The sequence below is a fragment of the Vibrio hannami genome (assembly GCF_029589055.1).
Taxonomy (GTDB): Bacteria; Pseudomonadota; Gammaproteobacteria; order Enterobacterales; family Vibrionaceae; genus Vibrio; species Vibrio hannami.
The window spans coordinates 1,059,858-1,075,770 of record NZ_JARQZP010000003.1; the positions used below are offsets into that span (position 1 = coordinate 1,059,858).

The following is a 15,913-nucleotide window of genomic DNA, read 5'->3' on the forward strand; positions in this document are numbered from 1 at the left end:
ATGACGGACTAGATTATTGATTTTTAATAAAACCTTCAACTTCTTCACGATTGGGAATAGAAGTTTGTGCCCCAAATCTTGTTACTGAGATAGCAGCAGCGGCATGAGCAAAAATTATCGCTTCTTCTAGTGACTTACCATCCAGTAATCCCGTAACTAATGCACCATTAAAGGTGTCACCCGCCGCCGTCGTATCCGTTGCTTCAACCTTAAATCCAGGAATGATCTTGCCCTCGCCCGCTTTCAGGCTTAGCCACACACCTTTAGAACCCAACGTGATCATAACAGTAGAAATGCCTTTTGCATGTAGCACATCAGCAGCCAGTTGAGCTGATTTATCATCAAACACAGTTACTCCGGTCAGTACTTCAGCTTCGGTTTCATTCGGTGTGATGATGTCTACATGATTAAGAAGTTCATCGCCAAGCTCCTTTGCAGGAGCCGGGTTCAGTACGACTTTTGTGCCTGTTTTTTTGGCTTCAATTGCAGCAAGCTCAACACCTTCCATCGGTGTTTCCAGTTGCATTAATAAGTAATCTGCATCCTGAATAGCACTTAAGCAAGGCTTGATTCTGTCAGCGGTTAACTTGCCATTTGCCTCTGCAGAGATACAAATACTATTCTCACCGGAATCAGATACCTGAATCATGGCGATGCCGGTTGGCGTATTCTCTTCAATAAACACCGCTTCGGTGTTCATTCCCTCGCTAGCAAAACTATCTCGGATTCCTACACCAAAAGCATCATCTCCTACGCTGGCGATAAACCCAATGTCAGCACCAAGTCGAACTGCAGCGACGGCCTGATTCGCACCTTTACCGCCTGGAATAACCTGATAGCCGTTTCCGTGCAGAGTTTCACCCGGACGAGGAAAAGAAGGAACTTTTAATACATGATCAGCATTAACACTGCCTAGAACTACTAGCTTGCTCATGAGAATAACCTACCAAATGAAGATATTAAAAAAGGAATGACGATGATACTTCCCTCCCATTTAGGGAAAAGAGAGGGAAGCTGATTTCTATTTCTTAAGTTTTTGTATACTTAAATAATTACTTAAGAACCAGTTTCAGAGGTACTGGGATGTAGTTTTCAACCTGCTCGCCTTTAAGAACTTTGTCAGCAGTTTCGATACCTAGCGCACCGATCAATTCTGGCTGCTGAGCAACCGTTGCTGCCATATCACCACGCTTAACCGCTGCCACGCCGTCATCCGTTCCATCGAAGCCAACGATCATCACATCTTTACCTGATGCCTGTACCGCGCGAAGCGCACCAAGTGCCATTTCATCGTTCTGTGCAAATACTGCCTGTACGTTCGGATTAGCTGCTAACAGGTTCTCCATTACGTTCAAACCTTTTGTACGGTCGAAGTCAGCTGGCTGACTAGCCAGAATTTCCATGTTTGTGCCTTTAACTGCATTCATGAAACCTTCGCCACGCTCACGTGCTGCAGATGTACCAGCGATACCTTCAAGCTGAATCACTTTAGCGTCTTTACCCGCAACTTCTGCAATAAAGTTACCTGCCAGTTCACCGCCCACTACGTTATCAGAAGCGATGTGAGAAACTACTTCGCCACGTGATGCACCACGGTCCAGAGTCAGTACAGGGATCTTAGTACGATTGACCATGCGGATAGCGTTAGAAACTGCATCTGAATCCGTAGGGTTAATAAGAATTGCTTTAACGCCGCGCACCGTTAAGTCTTCAACGTTAGAAAGCTCTTTACTTGGATCGTTTTGAGAATCAAGCACTATCAGCTTATAGCCAAGCTCTTTCGCTTTCTGCTCGGCACCATCTTTCATCGATACAAAAAATGGGTTGTTCAGTGTAGATACCACGACCGCAAGAGTGTCTTCTGCATACGCTGTCGCACTCATTGAAGCAGACAGAACAGCAGCGGAGATAAGAGTAGCAATCTTTTTCATTGTTGTAGTCCTTTGTTTCTGATGTTTCAGTTTCTTAGTTATAGATAGTTTAGAGTACGGCCAGTTAAACTGGCCTGTTATTGTGTATCCAGGTTTCTTATATTCAAGTTACTTGTTTTTATTATCCACAAGTACCGCCAGAAGAATTACCACTGCTTTCGCAATCATCTGGTAGTACGAAGATACGTCTAGTAGATTCAATGCATTGTTTAGGAAACCTATGATCAACGCACCGATCAGTGTTCCCATGATTCGGCCACGGCCACCAGCCAGGCTTGTACCACCAAGCACAACGGCGGCAATCGCATCCAGTTCGTACGCCATACCGGCTGTCGGCTGCGCAGATGAAAGGCGTGACGTTACGATAATCCCCGCTAGTGCAGACAAGGCACCGCAAATGGAGTAAACACCGATCTTCACACGATCAACATTGATACCTGATAGTCGAGTCGCTGATTCGTTGCCACCAAGTGCATAAACATAGCGACCAAATCGCGTGTGGTTTAGTACATACCATGCTGCTGCAAAAACAATCACCATAATCCATACAGGAACCGGAATGCCAAGCGTATAACCAGTACCAAACCAGGCAAAAGCATCAGCAGTATCAGTAAATCCTGTAGAGATTGGTCGACCATCAGTAAATACCATGGTGACACCACGAAGCAGAGTCATGGTAACCAGCGTGGCAATAAATGCCTGAACCTTACCTTTGGAAATGATAATACCGCTTATCGCCCCAAGGATTGCACCAGCAAGAAGCGATACCGGTACAGCCACGATAACCGGTACTTCCAGCGCGATCATTGCCGCAGCAAACGCACCACACAAAGCCAGTACCGAGCCAACACTCAGGTCAATGCCTGCGGTTAAAATAACCAGAGTCATACCAACGGCGATAATCGCGTTAACCGAAGTCTGTCGTAAAATGTTTAAGATATTGTCGACAGTAAAGAAATTAGGATTTAAGAACGACACAACTGCAATAAGAAACAGTAGTGCAATCAAAGATTTTTGTTCAATAAGCCACTCTTTACTAAAAAGTTTTTTATCATGCATTAGCTGTGTGTTACCTATGTTTGTTTTCGTGTTCATGCCGCTTCCTCACTCACTTTTTACCTACTGCACACGCCATGAGTTTTTCCTGATCTGCATCGCTGGCATCAAATTCACCACTTATACGACCTTCATGCATCACAAGAATGCGGTCACTCATACCCAATACTTCGGGCATCTCGGACGATACGAGAATGATACTCATACCTTCAGATTTAAACTGGTTAATTAGCTGGTAGATCTCTTTCTTTGCACCAACGTCTACACCTCGGGTTGGTTCATCCAGAATCAATACCTTAGGTTTAGTCATTAATCCTTTCGCTATCGCTACCTTCTGCTGGTTACCACCAGAAAGGTTACCGATAATCTGATTTCTTGAAGGGGTTTTGATATTGAAAAGACGTATGAAATCTTCTGTCGCCTGAGTTTCTTCTCCACCTTCGATGTGAATACCTTTAGTAAAGTGTTCCAGCGCGCTTAAAGACATGTTCTCTTTTACCGAAAGGCTCAGTACCAGGCCATCCCCTTTTCTGTTTTCCGAAATATAGGCGATGCCGTTAGCCAAACCTTCTTGCGGTGATTTTGGCAAAATCGGCTTACCATCAATAATTACTTCTCCAGCGGTTCTTTCAAGAGCGCCATAAATCACCTTCATCAGCTCGGTTCGTCCTGCTCCCATAAGGCCAGAGAAACCCAGGATTTCACCGTGATTAAGGGTAAAGTTAATGTCTTCAACACCGGAGCCACTTAATCCTTTCACTGTCAAACAGTTGGTTTCATGGGCGACGTCGACTCTAGGGTATTGCTCCTCTAATCGGCGACCAACCATCATTTCAATCAAGGCGTCTTCGTCGGTTTCTGACACCGGCCTTTGACCAATAAACTTACCATCACGGAGTACAGTAATGTCGTCGCAGATTTCAAAAATTTCTTTTAAGCGATGAGAGATATAAACAATGCCGCAGCCTTGTTCACGCAACTCATTGATCACTTTAAACAGTGATTCCGTTTCGGTGTCAGTCAGGGCATCGGTTGGCTCGTCCATAATGATGACTTTCGACTCAAAGGAAAGTGCCTTTGCAATCTCAACCATCTGCTGCTCACCGAGACTCAACTCACCCAACGGCTGCCTTGAACTGTGTTTGACATTTAATCGAGCAAGCAAGGCATCAGCTTCTCGATACATTTCCGGCCACATAATGCGGCCAAACTTTGATACTTTCTCGCGCCCTAAGAAGATATTCTCGGCAATGGTCAGCTCAGGAATCAGGTTCAACTCCTGATGGATAATACTGATACCCGCTTCCTGAGAGTGCTTTGGTCCTTCAAACTTCGCGTCTTTTCCCTGGTAACGAATAGAGCCAGCGTCCAGCGAATAGATACCTGTAAGTACCTTCATCAACGTGGACTTACCTGCACCGTTTTCACCAAGCAATGCCATTACCCGTCCTGGATAAACATTCAGGCAAGCCTTATCCAGAGCCTTAACCCCTGGAAACGCCTTATCTATGCTAGTAAGTTCTAATATTGGTTGGGTCATTGCCATTCCTCAATACCTAAATACTTTTTACCCAAAATATTGGGAACTAAAAAGTCACGCCTGTCTGGAAAATAACGTTAGCATATGGTGTGCACTCGCCAGTACGAACCACAGCCTTACTTTCAAACGTTCGAACTTTGAACTCTTCATGCGATACATAAGTTATAGACGTTTGACGCCCGGTTGATTCTGCATCTTTACGAATTGCTTCAAGCAGTTCAGCGTGTAGTTCCGGACTAACCTCTTTGATCTCTTCGGCAATAACAACACCTTCAATTTGCGACTCTTTCAGTATGGTTTCAACTGTCTGAATAAAGCCAGGGACACCCTGAGTCAACGCTAGATCAATGCGTTCTACACCTTCAGGAATAGGTAAACCTGCATCAGCAATGGTGATTTCATCCGTATGTCCGAGGGTTCCGACCAGATAAGATATTTCAGAGTTCAGTAGTGCTGATTTTTTCATATTATTAATCCGAATAGTTGACCTGATTCTTCAAATTAAACGTTTCGGCAAAACCATCGAAACGTTTCGATAAGGTAACTATAGACACTATTCTGTAAAAATCTGTAGGTAAGAAATAGATGTGTGACGACGATCTATCGAAACGTTTCGATAGATACAAAAAATAGGATTCTCGTCACTATTACGTAATTATTCGTCAGAAGGGACTAATACAAATGGAATGCAGTTTGCCTTGGAATGATACATGGCCTTATCCGCTTTCTGGATAATCTCTTGCATATCCTCGCCATCGAATGGATACGCTCCCAGGCCGATACTTGTCCCGACATTGAGTTCTAAATCTAACGAATCAATGGAGATTGGTTTGCTGATAAGATTATGAATTTTATGGCCAAAATTCCCAAGCTCGCGCTTATAGGCCTTAGGATTAGTAATAGAGAATAACAGCAAAAATTCATCGCCGCCGATACGAAAACTGAGGTCTCCCGCTCGAAGACCATGGCTCATACGCGTTGCTACTTCACGCAGTACTTCGTCTCCAACCTCATGTCCGTGAGTATCATTGATAGCCTTAAAGCCATTCAAATCAAGGTATGCAACACCATAGCTTACCGACCCCGTATTCTCAAAGTAACGCTGATCGTAAAGGCTCTCTAAATGGCGTTTATTAAACAATCCAGTTAGTACATCCGTACTCGCTTCGTTAGACAGGTTATCAATCATATTCTGAATGGTTGAGTAATCCTGAATCGTAGCGATAGCACAATGTTTGCCTTCATACTCAATATTGGCAATCGATATCCTTGCGTTGAAATCTATACCGTCCGCATTGACACACGGCATAATATTTCTAGACATCATGACTTTAGCGCTGGACTGATTATCGATAAAGCCAGCTACTTTCTGGTGGTGATTTTTTGCAGCATCAGATTGCATCAACTGCTCAAGCTTCATAGTAAGAAATGTTGGTTTGTCATAACCAAACATTTGAGAACATGATTGGTTAACATAAATTATATGTGACTTCTCGTCGACAATAAGGATAGCATCTGCCAAAAAGTCTAAAAAGCGACCGATTTCCGTATCCTGATCCATGAACTTCTTCCTAAACAGTTAAATTACAATCTAAGCCCAAAATACTATGTTTTGAATGACTTAATTATGGGATGGACATTTAAACAAATAATCCGATCAAGTAGTAGCCTCAAAGAACATAACATCCCATTTATTGATTTAGGCTAATTATCGTTGAAGATTTCCGTACGGTTTCGTCCATTATTCTTAGCCCTATACATTGCAATGTCTGCTTTTTGGATCAATTGCTGCCTATCTGCTCCGTGCATTGGATATATTGATACGCCAATACTCGCGGTTAATCCTACCGTTTCAGTTTCCGATAAAACGACCGGATGATTTTCAATGCAATGACGTAAGTTTTCCGCAGCAGGAGTTACGCTGTTTTTATCCAACCCAGGCAACAAAACCACGAACTCTTCACCACCCCACCGAAAAAGAACGTCTTCTTCCCTGAGATGCGTCTGGACAACATCAGTAAACGCCCTAAGCACCTTATCTCCGGAGCAGTGACCATAACAATCATTCACAGCCTTGAAGTGATCGATATCTACTAAAAATACCGCGAAGGATGTCCCGCCAATTCTAGATGTAACGATCTGTTGCTCAATGACCTCTTTACATACACGTCGATTAAATACGGCTGTTAGTTCATCGCGTGCAGCCTGGTTTTCCAATCTTTCCCTTAGCTTAACTTGATCTGTGACATTTTGGACCATACCCACCGCTACCGTAGGATTCCCTTGTGAATCAAACTCACTGATTTTTCCTGTGTCATGCACCCAAATATAATGGCCAGCTCGGTTCTTTAAGCGATAAATCGCTTCGAAGCGTTCGAGTTTACCTTTTATATGCTCATCCATTATCGCCAACACACGATCTTTGTCTTCGGGATGAATAGCACCTGTCCAAAAATCTACACTTGCTACCTTTTCATGGGGACCAAACCCCCGCATTTGTTTCAACTTTGGGCTCACATACAACTCGTTCGATTGAATATTCCATTCCCAGAGTCCATCCGTTGCTTCGTTGAGGGCATACCATAAACCGTGCTTATGACCATCTAGTTCTTCATCAAGAATCATACGACGAGTGATATCCCGCGCGACAGATAAGAACAGATGCTTACCTTGTTTGTACAAGTTGCTCGTTCTCACTTCGACAGGAAAAACAGAGCCATCACGGCGCTTATGTCGCCCAAGGAAAACATAAGGCTCTTCTGACTCAGAAATAACCTTAGAAATCTCCGACCACTGAGGAAGGTTGACGACATCAGCCTGTAGGCTTAATACGGATTGGTTGAGGATCTCCTTTTCAGTCAGTCCCACTGACTCAAAAGCGGCCTTGTTGGCATAAAGGATATGGGATGATTCAGGATCTATCAAAAATATGGCGTCAGGGAGATCATGCAGTAAACAACCTTCAACTACATCATGAGGGGTACTATTTACACAGCTTACGTTGTTGACATTTATTGTATCCATCCTGGTCTCCCCATACACCTGAGAGATATATACTCAAGTAAAGATTAACTACTGATATTTAACGCGTAACGTGACAAGATGTTATATATCTAGTTGATGTTTCATTCAGTAAAGCTGTGCATCAGGAGCAAAAAAATGAACGGTACTAAAACAACCTCTTAGGAGGAGAATCATTTACTGAAATATAGATATCTGTAATGCCATTTATTTCAGCATATGCTTTTGGGGTATATGTGTTTGGTTCAAGATCATCTTTGAACCTTTTATTTTCGTCTTTCCATATAGCCATCGAGACCAAAGATTCAACAAGCGAAAAGAAATCACCAGCACGGTAATAACCCGCTATCTCCTGATATGCACTTTTTGATGTGACGGCCAACTCGCCACATATTTCATTTAACTTAAACTGAAACTCGATCATTTATAATATACATTTATCACGATATATTTACCCTTGGTTATACTAATCAAAAATGTTTGACGTGTAAAAATGATTGACGCAAATACTGCTGACAAAAGCACATATTGTGATAACTGGACAACTATTCCTTTCGCATTAAGTTAATTGTGGAAGATTAGAGACACTTCCCGGCCATGTGTTTCTTTTTCGTCACTATTGTGTTCTTTATTGATATAGCGCCAGCCATATCGGGCAATCAGCTTCTCTGACAACTCTAACCCTAGGCCAAAACCCAGGTCAGGTTGCAGCCTATGTGTAGAAATATCCTTGTTCGTTACAACAAACTCTCCCGCGGTTTGTTTTATAGTAATGTCGCCTTCATTAGTATGTTGAAAAGCGTTGCGTAGAAGGTTTGTGATGATAATTCGGCACAGGGGTTCTGGAAGTAATAAAATCGAGTCATCCGTGGATATATTTACATCTACCCTTTTATTTTCTAGTAGGTACACCAGCTCTTCATTAATCTGGCTGACTAAAGAACCAAGCGGGACTTTACTTACAGGCAACTCTTTATCTTCCTGACGATTCAGCCAAAGCAAGGTTTCTGTTAAATCCGTCATTGTTAGACCCGCTCTTTCGATCCGCTCCAACACTTCAAGTTGCTTCTCTTTGCTTTTTTCTTTCTCAATGAGTTTACGTAAAAGTTCTCCATTGGTACGGGTAACTGCGATAGGCGTTCGCAGTTCATGGCTGGCAAAGCCAAGAAATCGCTTCTCTCGTTCTGCACTTTCACGAACAGACTTGAAGCTAGACTTTATAATATCTGCAAGAGTGTTGAGTTCTCGGTACTGAAAATCTGGAGTGTTTGTCTTAAGGTCGGATTCATCTATCGACTTTGCCCAGTTTTTTAAATGCTCTATAGGCTTCGACACTTTGCGCATTAGCAGGCTTAAAATCAGAGAAAACAATAAGATCGCTGCGAGTGCGATAAACAGAACCACGATGACATGAGGAAATCGGCCTATCTTCACTTGTTCTCGATTTTCCGCATAAAAGTAAATCGCGGCATAACGCACATCGCCGTGAAACATCGACTTAAGTAGAAATGTTCCCGCTTTTGGAGGCTCAAGACTAAACGTACCAGAAGTGATTAACTTTTTGTGAAGCTCATTAAGCTCTAGCTCCTGTTCTGTGAAATTCTGCTGAACCAGCTCTGGCAGATCTTCCCAGCGTGATGCGATAACAATTTTATCCCTCTCATTTCCATCAGGATCCCGAAAGGCTTTCACGACTGGCTTTCCGTCTGATACCGAAGCGTTGTATGCATCAGAAAGCATAATTCGCTCCATGGCATGGTCCATTCCGGAAAAAAAATAGTTAAGGCTTAGGGCTGAAAACCCAAATATGGTCACGACTCCGGTCAACAAAACAACAACCAGTATATGTAGTCTTAAACTCCACCGAACCTTCATACACTATCCTTATTGTGAATAGCAAAACCCTGGTTTGGAATCGTATGTACTAGCTTACGTTCCGACTCTCCATCCACCTGTTTACGTAGGTTAAATATGTGAACTTTCAAACTGTTACTGTCAGGTTGAGCCTCTCTCCATACGCTCTGCATCAATGACTCACGGCTTACGGGGTTTGGACTGGCTCGCATAAGAACCTCTAATATTTTGAGCGCTGTAGGAGACAGTTTTAGCTGCTGGTTGTTTCTGAATGCCTGCTTTTGGTTTAAGTCTAGCGTCAGGTCACTAACGCTTAACTTCGTGACCTGTCCACTACGGCGACGGGCAAGTACCCGTGCGCGAACAATCAGCTCTTCCATCGCAAAAGGCTTGATTAAGTAGTCATCAGCGCCTTTAGAAAAACCTGTCAGCTTATCATCTAGGGTATCGCGTGCAGTCAACATCAGAACAGGGATATCCATTCCCTGTTGCCTTAACTTTTCACACACTTCAAGGCCACTCATTTTTGGCAGATTCAGATCCAGTATCAATACATCATAGTTATTTTTCGTAACCAGGTTATATCCTGAATATCCATTAGCTGCGTGATCACACTGAATATCCTCTAACTCAAGATATTCGACAACAGCTGTCGCCAAATCGATGTCATCCTCTACCAATAAACACGTCAGGTTTTCTGTGGCCATTCTTCCCTCAATTTATCTTCTTAATTTCACTCAAACCTGTACAACAGGCTCTTGCTGACCTGAAAGTTTGTTCACAAGCTTTTGAATCAATGCCTTGATTTCACACTGAATAAACAGCAGTGATGGCGTAAGAATCAAAGTAATAAACGTCGCAAACAGAATACCATACCCAAGAGCTGCCGCTGCAGGAATAAGGAACTGAGCCTGAATTGATGTCTCACTAAGTAACGGTGCAAGGCCAGCAAAGGTCGTGATTGAGGTAAGCAACACAGCTCGTAATCGCCCTGTACATGCTTCAACAATCGCATCGTGTACAGATTTTGATTTATCCTTTATCAGCTCATTAAATCGTGAAACTAGCAATAAGCTATCGTTCACCACCACACCACTTAACGCCAGAATACCATTCAAGGATAAGATACTGATGGTCAGATCGTTTAGCCAATGCCCCAAAATTGCCCCAACAATACCGAATGGAATAGCAACCATAATCAGTAGCGGTTGCACATACGATTTCAAAGGAATAGCCAGCAACGCATATATGCCAAATAGCGCGAGTATAAACATATGACTCATTGAGCTCTGCGCTTCTTGCTGCTGTTCTGCCTCACCGGTAAAATCCATATCCAGGCCAGGATATTGTGCCTGTAACTGAGGGACTAGATTAGCCTGAAGCTGTGCAACCAATTCGTTTGACGCAATAACTCTACCATCAACGACTGCGGTGATATAAACAGCTCTTTGGTTATCGATTCGTGTTACTTCAGACGCCTGATACTCTGAATAGACATTCGCAACGGTTGTCAGAGGCACCAAAGCTCCATCTGTAGTACGAATATTCGCATTCATTACGTCAGAAAGAGTCTGACGCTCCTTTTCTGGATAGCGCACCTTTACTTTCACTTCGTCTTTGCCACGTTGGAATTTCTGCACAGTATCGCCACCAAAAGATTGCAGTACTTGCGAAGAAAGTGTCGCAGTATCCAGCCCAAGCGCTCTGCCCTGCTGGGTTAACTCAAAGCGGTACTGTGGTTCACCAGGATCAAGATTGTCATCAATGCCGCTTACCCCCTGGATTTTCTCAAGAGCTAGCTTAAAGTCATTACCTGCTGCAACCACCGTTTCGTTATCCCAGGCTTTAAGTTCGACCTTAAAGTTATCAACCATCTCGCGCTTAGTAAGAATTTTCAGTTTCTTAACGCCTTCCATACTTCCGGTTAGTTCACCCCAGCGTTTAGCAAATTCGTTAGCGTCATATACGGCTTCTTCTCCTAGCTCGACGAGCATTGAACCCGAACTGTCTGAGCTTGCTCGGATTTGGATGTGGTCAATACCCGTTACTGACTCGCCGGATAACTCTTCTGTTAGCTGCTTATCAGCCTCAATAGCTTTAGCTTCTAAGGTTAATAGATTATTGTGTGTCTGCCCAAAACTCGCGTCGTTATACATGCTCATATCCGCAGTCACGCGGTCACCCACAATCTCTGGGAAGAAAGCGACACGAACAGAACCAGTAAATGGCATACCAATCACCAGCACAAACATTGCGATAAATAACATGATTACCGCGTAACGCATCTTTAACGCTATCTCTATAACGTTTTTGTACACGCGGTTGTTAAACCATTGCAGTGCTGTATCTGCACCGTACTGAATATAAGCAAACGGTCCTTTTTTCTCACTTCGTTTAGTGTTGATATGAGCAAGGTGAGACGGAAGAATAAACTTCGATTCCAACAGTGAAAGTAGCAAACAGATTGTCACAACCATTGCAAACTGGGCATATATCTGTCCCAGCTTACCCTCAACATTTGCGATAGCTACAAAAGCCACAACTGTAGTCAGAACACCAAATATCGTCGGCGCAGCAACTTTAAGCGTTCCCTTTATGGTGCTATCCATAGAATCGCCTTCGTTTCGGCGTGTGGTGTAGATACTTTCCCCTACCACTACAGCATCATCAACGACAATACCAAGTGCCATAATGAAGCCAAAAGTGGTCATTTCATTAATGGTCAGCCCCGTAAAGGTATCTGTCATAAAGAATATCGTGCCACAAAAAACAAATGGCAAACTGGCAGCCACCCAAAACGCGACACGAATGTTAAGGAACAGAGCTAGCACCGCAAATACCAATGCAATACCCGTTAGTGCATTCTTTATTAGCAAAGATAGGCGGTCTTTAATGATTTCACTCTGATCGGCCCAGGACTCAATTTCTACGCCTTGAGGCAGAATGTTACTGATTTGCCATTGTTCAACAACCTGATTAGCCTGCTCAACAACCTTAACCACATCGCTGTACTCATCCATCACCACCTGAATAGCAATCGAGTTTTGCTGGTTGTACCGGGAAAGCACAAAAGTGTCGTCTTCAAAGCTGTCTGTTACCACAGCAATGTCACCAAGCAGAATTTCCGTGCCATTAGCGGTGGTCATTACTGGAATCGATTTAAACTCTTCAATCTCATAAGCTTGCTGAGACACTTTAAGGTAAGCGCTCTTATCACCATTTCTAAGACTGGTAGAGATAGAGGTTGAAGATTCCGCGTTTATTGCATCTGAGATGTCTGACAGTTTCAAGCCATATGCCTGTAACATGGCTTCATTTACTTCAACCGACAACATTGGGTCTATCTTGCCGCTCATCTCTACATCGCTAATTGCATCCTGACTGAGAAGATGTGACTTTAGACGTTCAGCCAATGACTGGAGTGTTGTTCTGTTCGCATCACCGGATAGCTGAACCCAGATAGCGTGTTCCTGACGCCTTGCTTTGTCGATAACAGGGTTCTCGGCATCAACTGGGAAATTATTGATGGCATCAACGTTGGTTTTCACATCCGTAAGGAGGGTATCTAGATCGTAGTCACTCTCTTTTTCAATCGATACATGACTCCCACTTGAGTCAGACGTTGAAGTAATACGCTTGATACCTGGGACAGTTTCCAGCGCTTCTTCGATTTTTATCGCAATGCCTTCTTCGGCAAGCACCGGATCACCACTGTCATAAACAACCGAAACAGAGACCACATCAGGCTCTAATGCCGGGAACGCTTCCTTTCTCAAGGTGTTAATAGAGAACAAGCCAACAACTATCATCCCTATCATCAACAGGTTTGCTGCAACAGAGTTTCTGGCAAACCAGGCAATAGGCCCTGTGAATTTTTCTGTCGAATTACTCATATGAACCCTCAATTACCGGCTGAACTTTCATATTGTTCTGGAAACTGCTTAGCGGGCGTTTGGCTATCTTCACAGAACCTTCAAAAGCTGGCGTAACATAAACGCTATCTTGCTTAGCAAACTTCACATCCGCTGAAATGCTGTTTAACAAACCATTTTCGTTCACCAACCAGATATTGCCTTGTTGAGATATCGCAGAGGAAGGCAACTCCCAAAGGCCTTCAAGAGATTGACCTTCAATAGTGGCTTTGACAAAGGTTCCGGGGTAAAGGTTGTTCCCTTTTTCCAGAGGTGAATCTACAGCAACAACTAGGGAACGCTGCCTGGTTTCAGTAGAAAGGTGTTTCTCTGTTCTAACTACATAACCCTGCCATTCAAAACGCAGATCAGACGTAGTAAGGGTTACCGGCCATTTATCTTGTTTTAGAAGCTCGTTGTCGAATACAGGTAAGCTGCTCCACTGTTCATCAGATAGTGGTATTTCAACTTCAACACTATCAATGCTATAAAGCGTGGCTACCTGAGTACCTGCCTGAACATAACTCCCCGGCTGCACATCGCGAGTAACCACCAGGGCATCAAACGGTGCTTTTATGACTGTATTGCTCAGATCCTGCAGGGCTTTTTTTAACTCTTGCTGGGCGTTTTCCAGTGTTGCTTTGGTGTTCTCAAGCTGTGGTTTACGCAACACTAACGGCGAGTCTGGCTCTCCAGATAAACCTGAACGTTGCCATTCAAGTTTCGCCTGCTCCCCTTGCCGCTGCTCTTCAAGGTAGTCCAGCTTCGCCTGTGCGACACTGGCTTTCGCCTGAGCCACCGCCTGCTGGTAACTGGTATCGTCAACATAAGCGAGCACGGTGCCTTTTTTCACCACCATACCTGATTCAAAGTTCTCACTGACATTTTTGACTCTACCCGAGACTTCGCTGGTGTATGTCAATTCATACTTTGAGTGAACTTCTCCGTAACCTACTACTTCAGATTGATAGCTTGAAGGTGTCGTTTCCTGAACCGCTATTTGTTGCAAAATAGTAACGACGTCCATCTTTGCTGGCTTAGCTACAACAGATTCTGGTTTTGCCCCCGGTTTACCTTTTTCTGGCATCTTAGAGCCATTGTATGCTGCAGCGCCAAATATAGCTGAAGCCGAAAGCAAGGTTATCGCGATAGTTATAGTGTTCAGTTTCATGCTTTATACCCCAGGCCTAGTGCCAGACCTAAATCGATTCGGTTTACCAGTCGCTCATAAATCGCATTAACTAATTGAGCTTCTGTGTCATAGGTGGTTTGCTGAACAGTCAGCAAATCAAGAATATCTACCAGCCCCTGACGGTAGCTTTGTTCATAGTTGTCCGAGCTTCTTTGTGCACTTGCCAGTGCATCACTCAGGTGCTTTTGCTGTTGTTCCAGCGAACGTTCTTGTCCGATAGCGTTTTCAACTTCATTGACCGCATTCAAAAGCGTCTCCTGATAAACCCAGAAACTCTGCTCTGTAGTTAATTCAGCTTGCTCTGCAGCAGACTTCAGTGCCCCCCTGAAACAGAGGAGTGGAAAGGTTACCCAACAGACTCCATAACGGGCTTACCAGTAACGCATCTGCGGGATTATCAGCCACAGATGTCAGACTTGCTGAAAGACTAAAGGAGGAAGCATTGCCTTGTAGGCATAGTCGGTTCTTAGCGCTTCAGCTTCAATGGAATGGAATGCCGCTTTCACATCGGGACGACGGGCAAGAGTCTGATCTGAAAGCTGGCTAATTGGGTTAATTACCTGAGGAAATGTGGCCGAAACAGCTATTTCAGGTGAATCTGCACTCCACTCCCCTGTTAATAGAATCAGATTGCGTTGACTCTTTGCCAGGCTTTCCTTATAGCCAGCCAACGTGGAGCGACTTGAAGCACTAGACGTTCGGGAATCATCGAGATCTTTCAGGCTACCTAAACCAACCTGATAACGTTGAAGTACCAGAGCATCATTGTTTTCGAGAATGGCTAGGCGGCGAGTTTCGATATCAACCAACTGCTCATACAGACTGATTTCAAGCCAGCTACGCATAATATTGGCAACCAACACATCCTGCGCCTCTTGTAGAGTTGCCTGTGAGTTAGCAATATCTTTGTCAGAGGCTGCTATATTGGCACCCAACTTATTCCATAAGTCGAGTTCCCAACTGACGCTTACATCACCTGTGTATGACTCATCACTGCCTTCTTCCTGGCTTCCCGTATAGGAGGCATCGATGCTTGGCAGGCGATCGGCGCTGGTTATTCCCTTCTGGGCATACAGTATTTTTAAAGCGGTAATACTTTGCTGAAGGCCAGGGTTGTTTTGCAATGCCGTTTCGATGTATTGCTTCAACTCTGGAATGTCTACCAGATCAGTAATCAAAACTGCTTCAGATGCTTGTGTCGTAGCTACACCTTGTTCCGATATGTACTTTTCCAGCAAAGCGTCTGTCGTTACGACAGAGTTATTGGTAGCCTGCTGAGCATAATTAGCATCGCTGCTACTTGCACAACCGACTAATCCTGTAATAGCTATGGCAATTAGAGTGTGTTTAAAGGTCATTGCGACTATCTCCATTAAGATTGAAGATAAAATAGCAATGTATGGGTTAA

12 protein-coding genes and 2 pseudogenes are annotated in these 15,913 nt (G+C 43.8%); all 14 read right to left on the reverse strand.

What is annotated here, in order from left to right; all coding sequences use genetic code 11:
• Positions 1 to 13: 13 nt before the first annotated feature.
• The 14 genes and pseudogenes from rbsK to P7F88_RS06550 all read right to left on the reverse strand — a co-directional run bounded on the left by rbsK (position 14) and on the right by P7F88_RS06550 (position 15,863).
• Positions 14 to 934, reverse strand: a complete 921-nt coding sequence (rbsK, locus tag P7F88_RS06485) for a ribokinase (RefSeq protein WP_277822977.1) — start codon at positions 932 to 934, stop codon at positions 14 to 16.
• Positions 935 to 1,052: 118 nt separating this feature from the next.
• Complete coding sequence (gene rbsB, locus P7F88_RS06490; RefSeq protein ID WP_277822979.1) at positions 1,053 to 1,931, reverse strand: ribose ABC transporter substrate-binding protein RbsB; 879 nt, start codon at positions 1,929 to 1,931, stop codon at positions 1,053 to 1,055.
• Positions 1,932 to 2,039: 108 nt separating this feature from the next.
• Positions 2,040 to 3,026 carry a ribose ABC transporter permease gene (rbsC, locus tag P7F88_RS06495; RefSeq protein WP_277822981.1) on the reverse strand — a complete coding sequence of 329 codons (987 nt, stop codon included), beginning with the start codon at positions 3,024 to 3,026 and terminating at the stop codon, positions 2,040 to 2,042.
• 13 nt (positions 3,027 to 3,039) lie between these two features.
• Positions 3,040 to 4,527: a ribose ABC transporter ATP-binding protein RbsA gene (rbsA, locus tag P7F88_RS06500; protein WP_277822983.1), complete on the reverse strand. Its 1,488-nt coding sequence runs from the start codon at positions 4,525 to 4,527 to the stop codon at positions 3,040 to 3,042.
• A 46-nt stretch (positions 4,528 to 4,573) separates the two neighbouring features.
• A pseudogene (gene rbsD, locus P7F88_RS06505) lies at positions 4,574 to 5,027 on the reverse strand (D-ribose pyranase).
• A gap of 155 nt (positions 5,028 to 5,182) precedes the next feature.
• Entirely contained in the window at positions 5,183 to 6,088 is a 906-nt protein-coding gene (locus P7F88_RS06510; protein ID WP_277822987.1) for a sensor domain-containing diguanylate cyclase, read from the reverse strand.
• 143 nt (positions 6,089 to 6,231) lie between these two features.
• Entirely contained in the window at positions 6,232 to 7,551 is a 1,320-nt protein-coding gene (locus P7F88_RS06515; protein ID WP_277822989.1) for a sensor domain-containing diguanylate cyclase, read from the reverse strand.
• A gap of 145 nt (positions 7,552 to 7,696) precedes the next feature.
• Complete coding sequence (locus P7F88_RS06520) at positions 7,697 to 7,972, reverse strand: hypothetical protein (RefSeq protein WP_277822991.1); 276 nt, start codon at positions 7,970 to 7,972, stop codon at positions 7,697 to 7,699.
• A 140-nt stretch (positions 7,973 to 8,112) separates the two neighbouring features.
• On the reverse strand, positions 8,113 to 9,288 hold the full coding sequence (locus tag P7F88_RS06525; RefSeq protein WP_277822993.1) for a sensor histidine kinase: 1,176 nt from the start codon (positions 9,286 to 9,288) through the stop codon (positions 8,113 to 8,115).
• Positions 9,289 to 9,419: 131 nt separating this feature from the next.
• On the reverse strand, positions 9,420 to 10,109 hold the full coding sequence (locus P7F88_RS06530) for a response regulator transcription factor (protein ID WP_277822995.1): 690 nt from the start codon (positions 10,107 to 10,109) through the stop codon (positions 9,420 to 9,422).
• Positions 10,110 to 10,139: 30 nt separating this feature from the next.
• Positions 10,140 to 13,295, reverse strand: a complete 3,156-nt coding sequence (locus P7F88_RS06535) for an efflux RND transporter permease subunit (protein WP_277822997.1) — start codon at positions 13,293 to 13,295, stop codon at positions 10,140 to 10,142.
• Positions 13,288 to 14,484 carry an efflux RND transporter periplasmic adaptor subunit gene (locus tag P7F88_RS06540; RefSeq protein ID WP_277822999.1) on the reverse strand — a complete coding sequence of 399 codons (1,197 nt, stop codon included), beginning with the start codon at positions 14,482 to 14,484 and terminating at the stop codon, positions 13,288 to 13,290. The genes P7F88_RS06535 and P7F88_RS06540 overlap by 8 nt, the downstream gene beginning before the upstream one ends.
• Positions 14,481 to 14,825, reverse strand: a pseudogene (locus P7F88_RS06545) (TolC family protein); the annotation flags it as partial. The gene P7F88_RS06540 and the pseudogene P7F88_RS06545, both read right to left, overlap by 4 nt.
• Before the next feature lie 90 nt (positions 14,826 to 14,915).
• Positions 14,916 to 15,863 carry a TolC family protein gene (locus tag P7F88_RS06550; protein WP_277823001.1) on the reverse strand — a complete coding sequence of 316 codons (948 nt, stop codon included), beginning with the start codon at positions 15,861 to 15,863 and terminating at the stop codon, positions 14,916 to 14,918.
• Positions 15,864 to 15,913: the final 50 nt, after the last annotated feature.

Bases quoted from the DNA above. Each gene is read 5' to 3' on its own strand.
- rbsK (WP_277822977.1), bottom strand. From the start codon at position 934: ATGAGCAAGCTAGTAGTTCTAGGCAGTGTTAATGCTGATCATGTATTA.
- rbsB (WP_277822979.1), bottom strand. From the start codon at position 1,931: ATGAAAAAGATTGCTACTCTTATCTCCGCTGCTGTTCTGTCTGCTTCA.
- rbsC (WP_277822981.1), bottom strand. From the start codon at position 3,026: ATGAACACGAAAACAAACATAGGTAACACACAGCTAATGCATGATAAA.
- rbsA (WP_277822983.1), bottom strand. From the start codon at position 4,527: ATGACCCAACCAATATTAGAACTTACTAGCATAGATAAGGCGTTTCCA.
- P7F88_RS06510 (WP_277822987.1), bottom strand. From the start codon at position 6,088: ATGGATCAGGATACGGAAATCGGTCGCTTTTTAGACTTTTTGGCAGAT.
- P7F88_RS06515 (WP_277822989.1), bottom strand. From the start codon at position 7,551: ATGGATACAATAAATGTCAACAACGTAAGCTGTGTAAATAGTACCCCT.
- P7F88_RS06520 (WP_277822991.1), bottom strand. From the start codon at position 7,972: ATGATCGAGTTTCAGTTTAAGTTAAATGAAATATGTGGCGAGTTGGCC.
- P7F88_RS06525 (WP_277822993.1), bottom strand. From the start codon at position 9,288: ATGCTTTCTGATGCATACAACGCTTCGGTATCAGACGGAAAGCCAGTC.
- P7F88_RS06530 (WP_277822995.1), bottom strand. From the start codon at position 10,109: ATGGCCACAGAAAACCTGACGTGTTTATTGGTAGAGGATGACATCGAT.
- P7F88_RS06535 (WP_277822997.1), bottom strand. From the start codon at position 13,295: ATGAGTAATTCGACAGAAAAATTCACAGGGCCTATTGCCTGGTTTGCC.
- P7F88_RS06540 (WP_277822999.1), bottom strand. From the start codon at position 14,484: ATGAAACTGAACACTATAACTATCGCGATAACCTTGCTTTCGGCTTCA.
- P7F88_RS06550 (WP_277823001.1), bottom strand. From the start codon at position 15,863: ATGACCTTTAAACACACTCTAATTGCCATAGCTATTACAGGATTAGTC.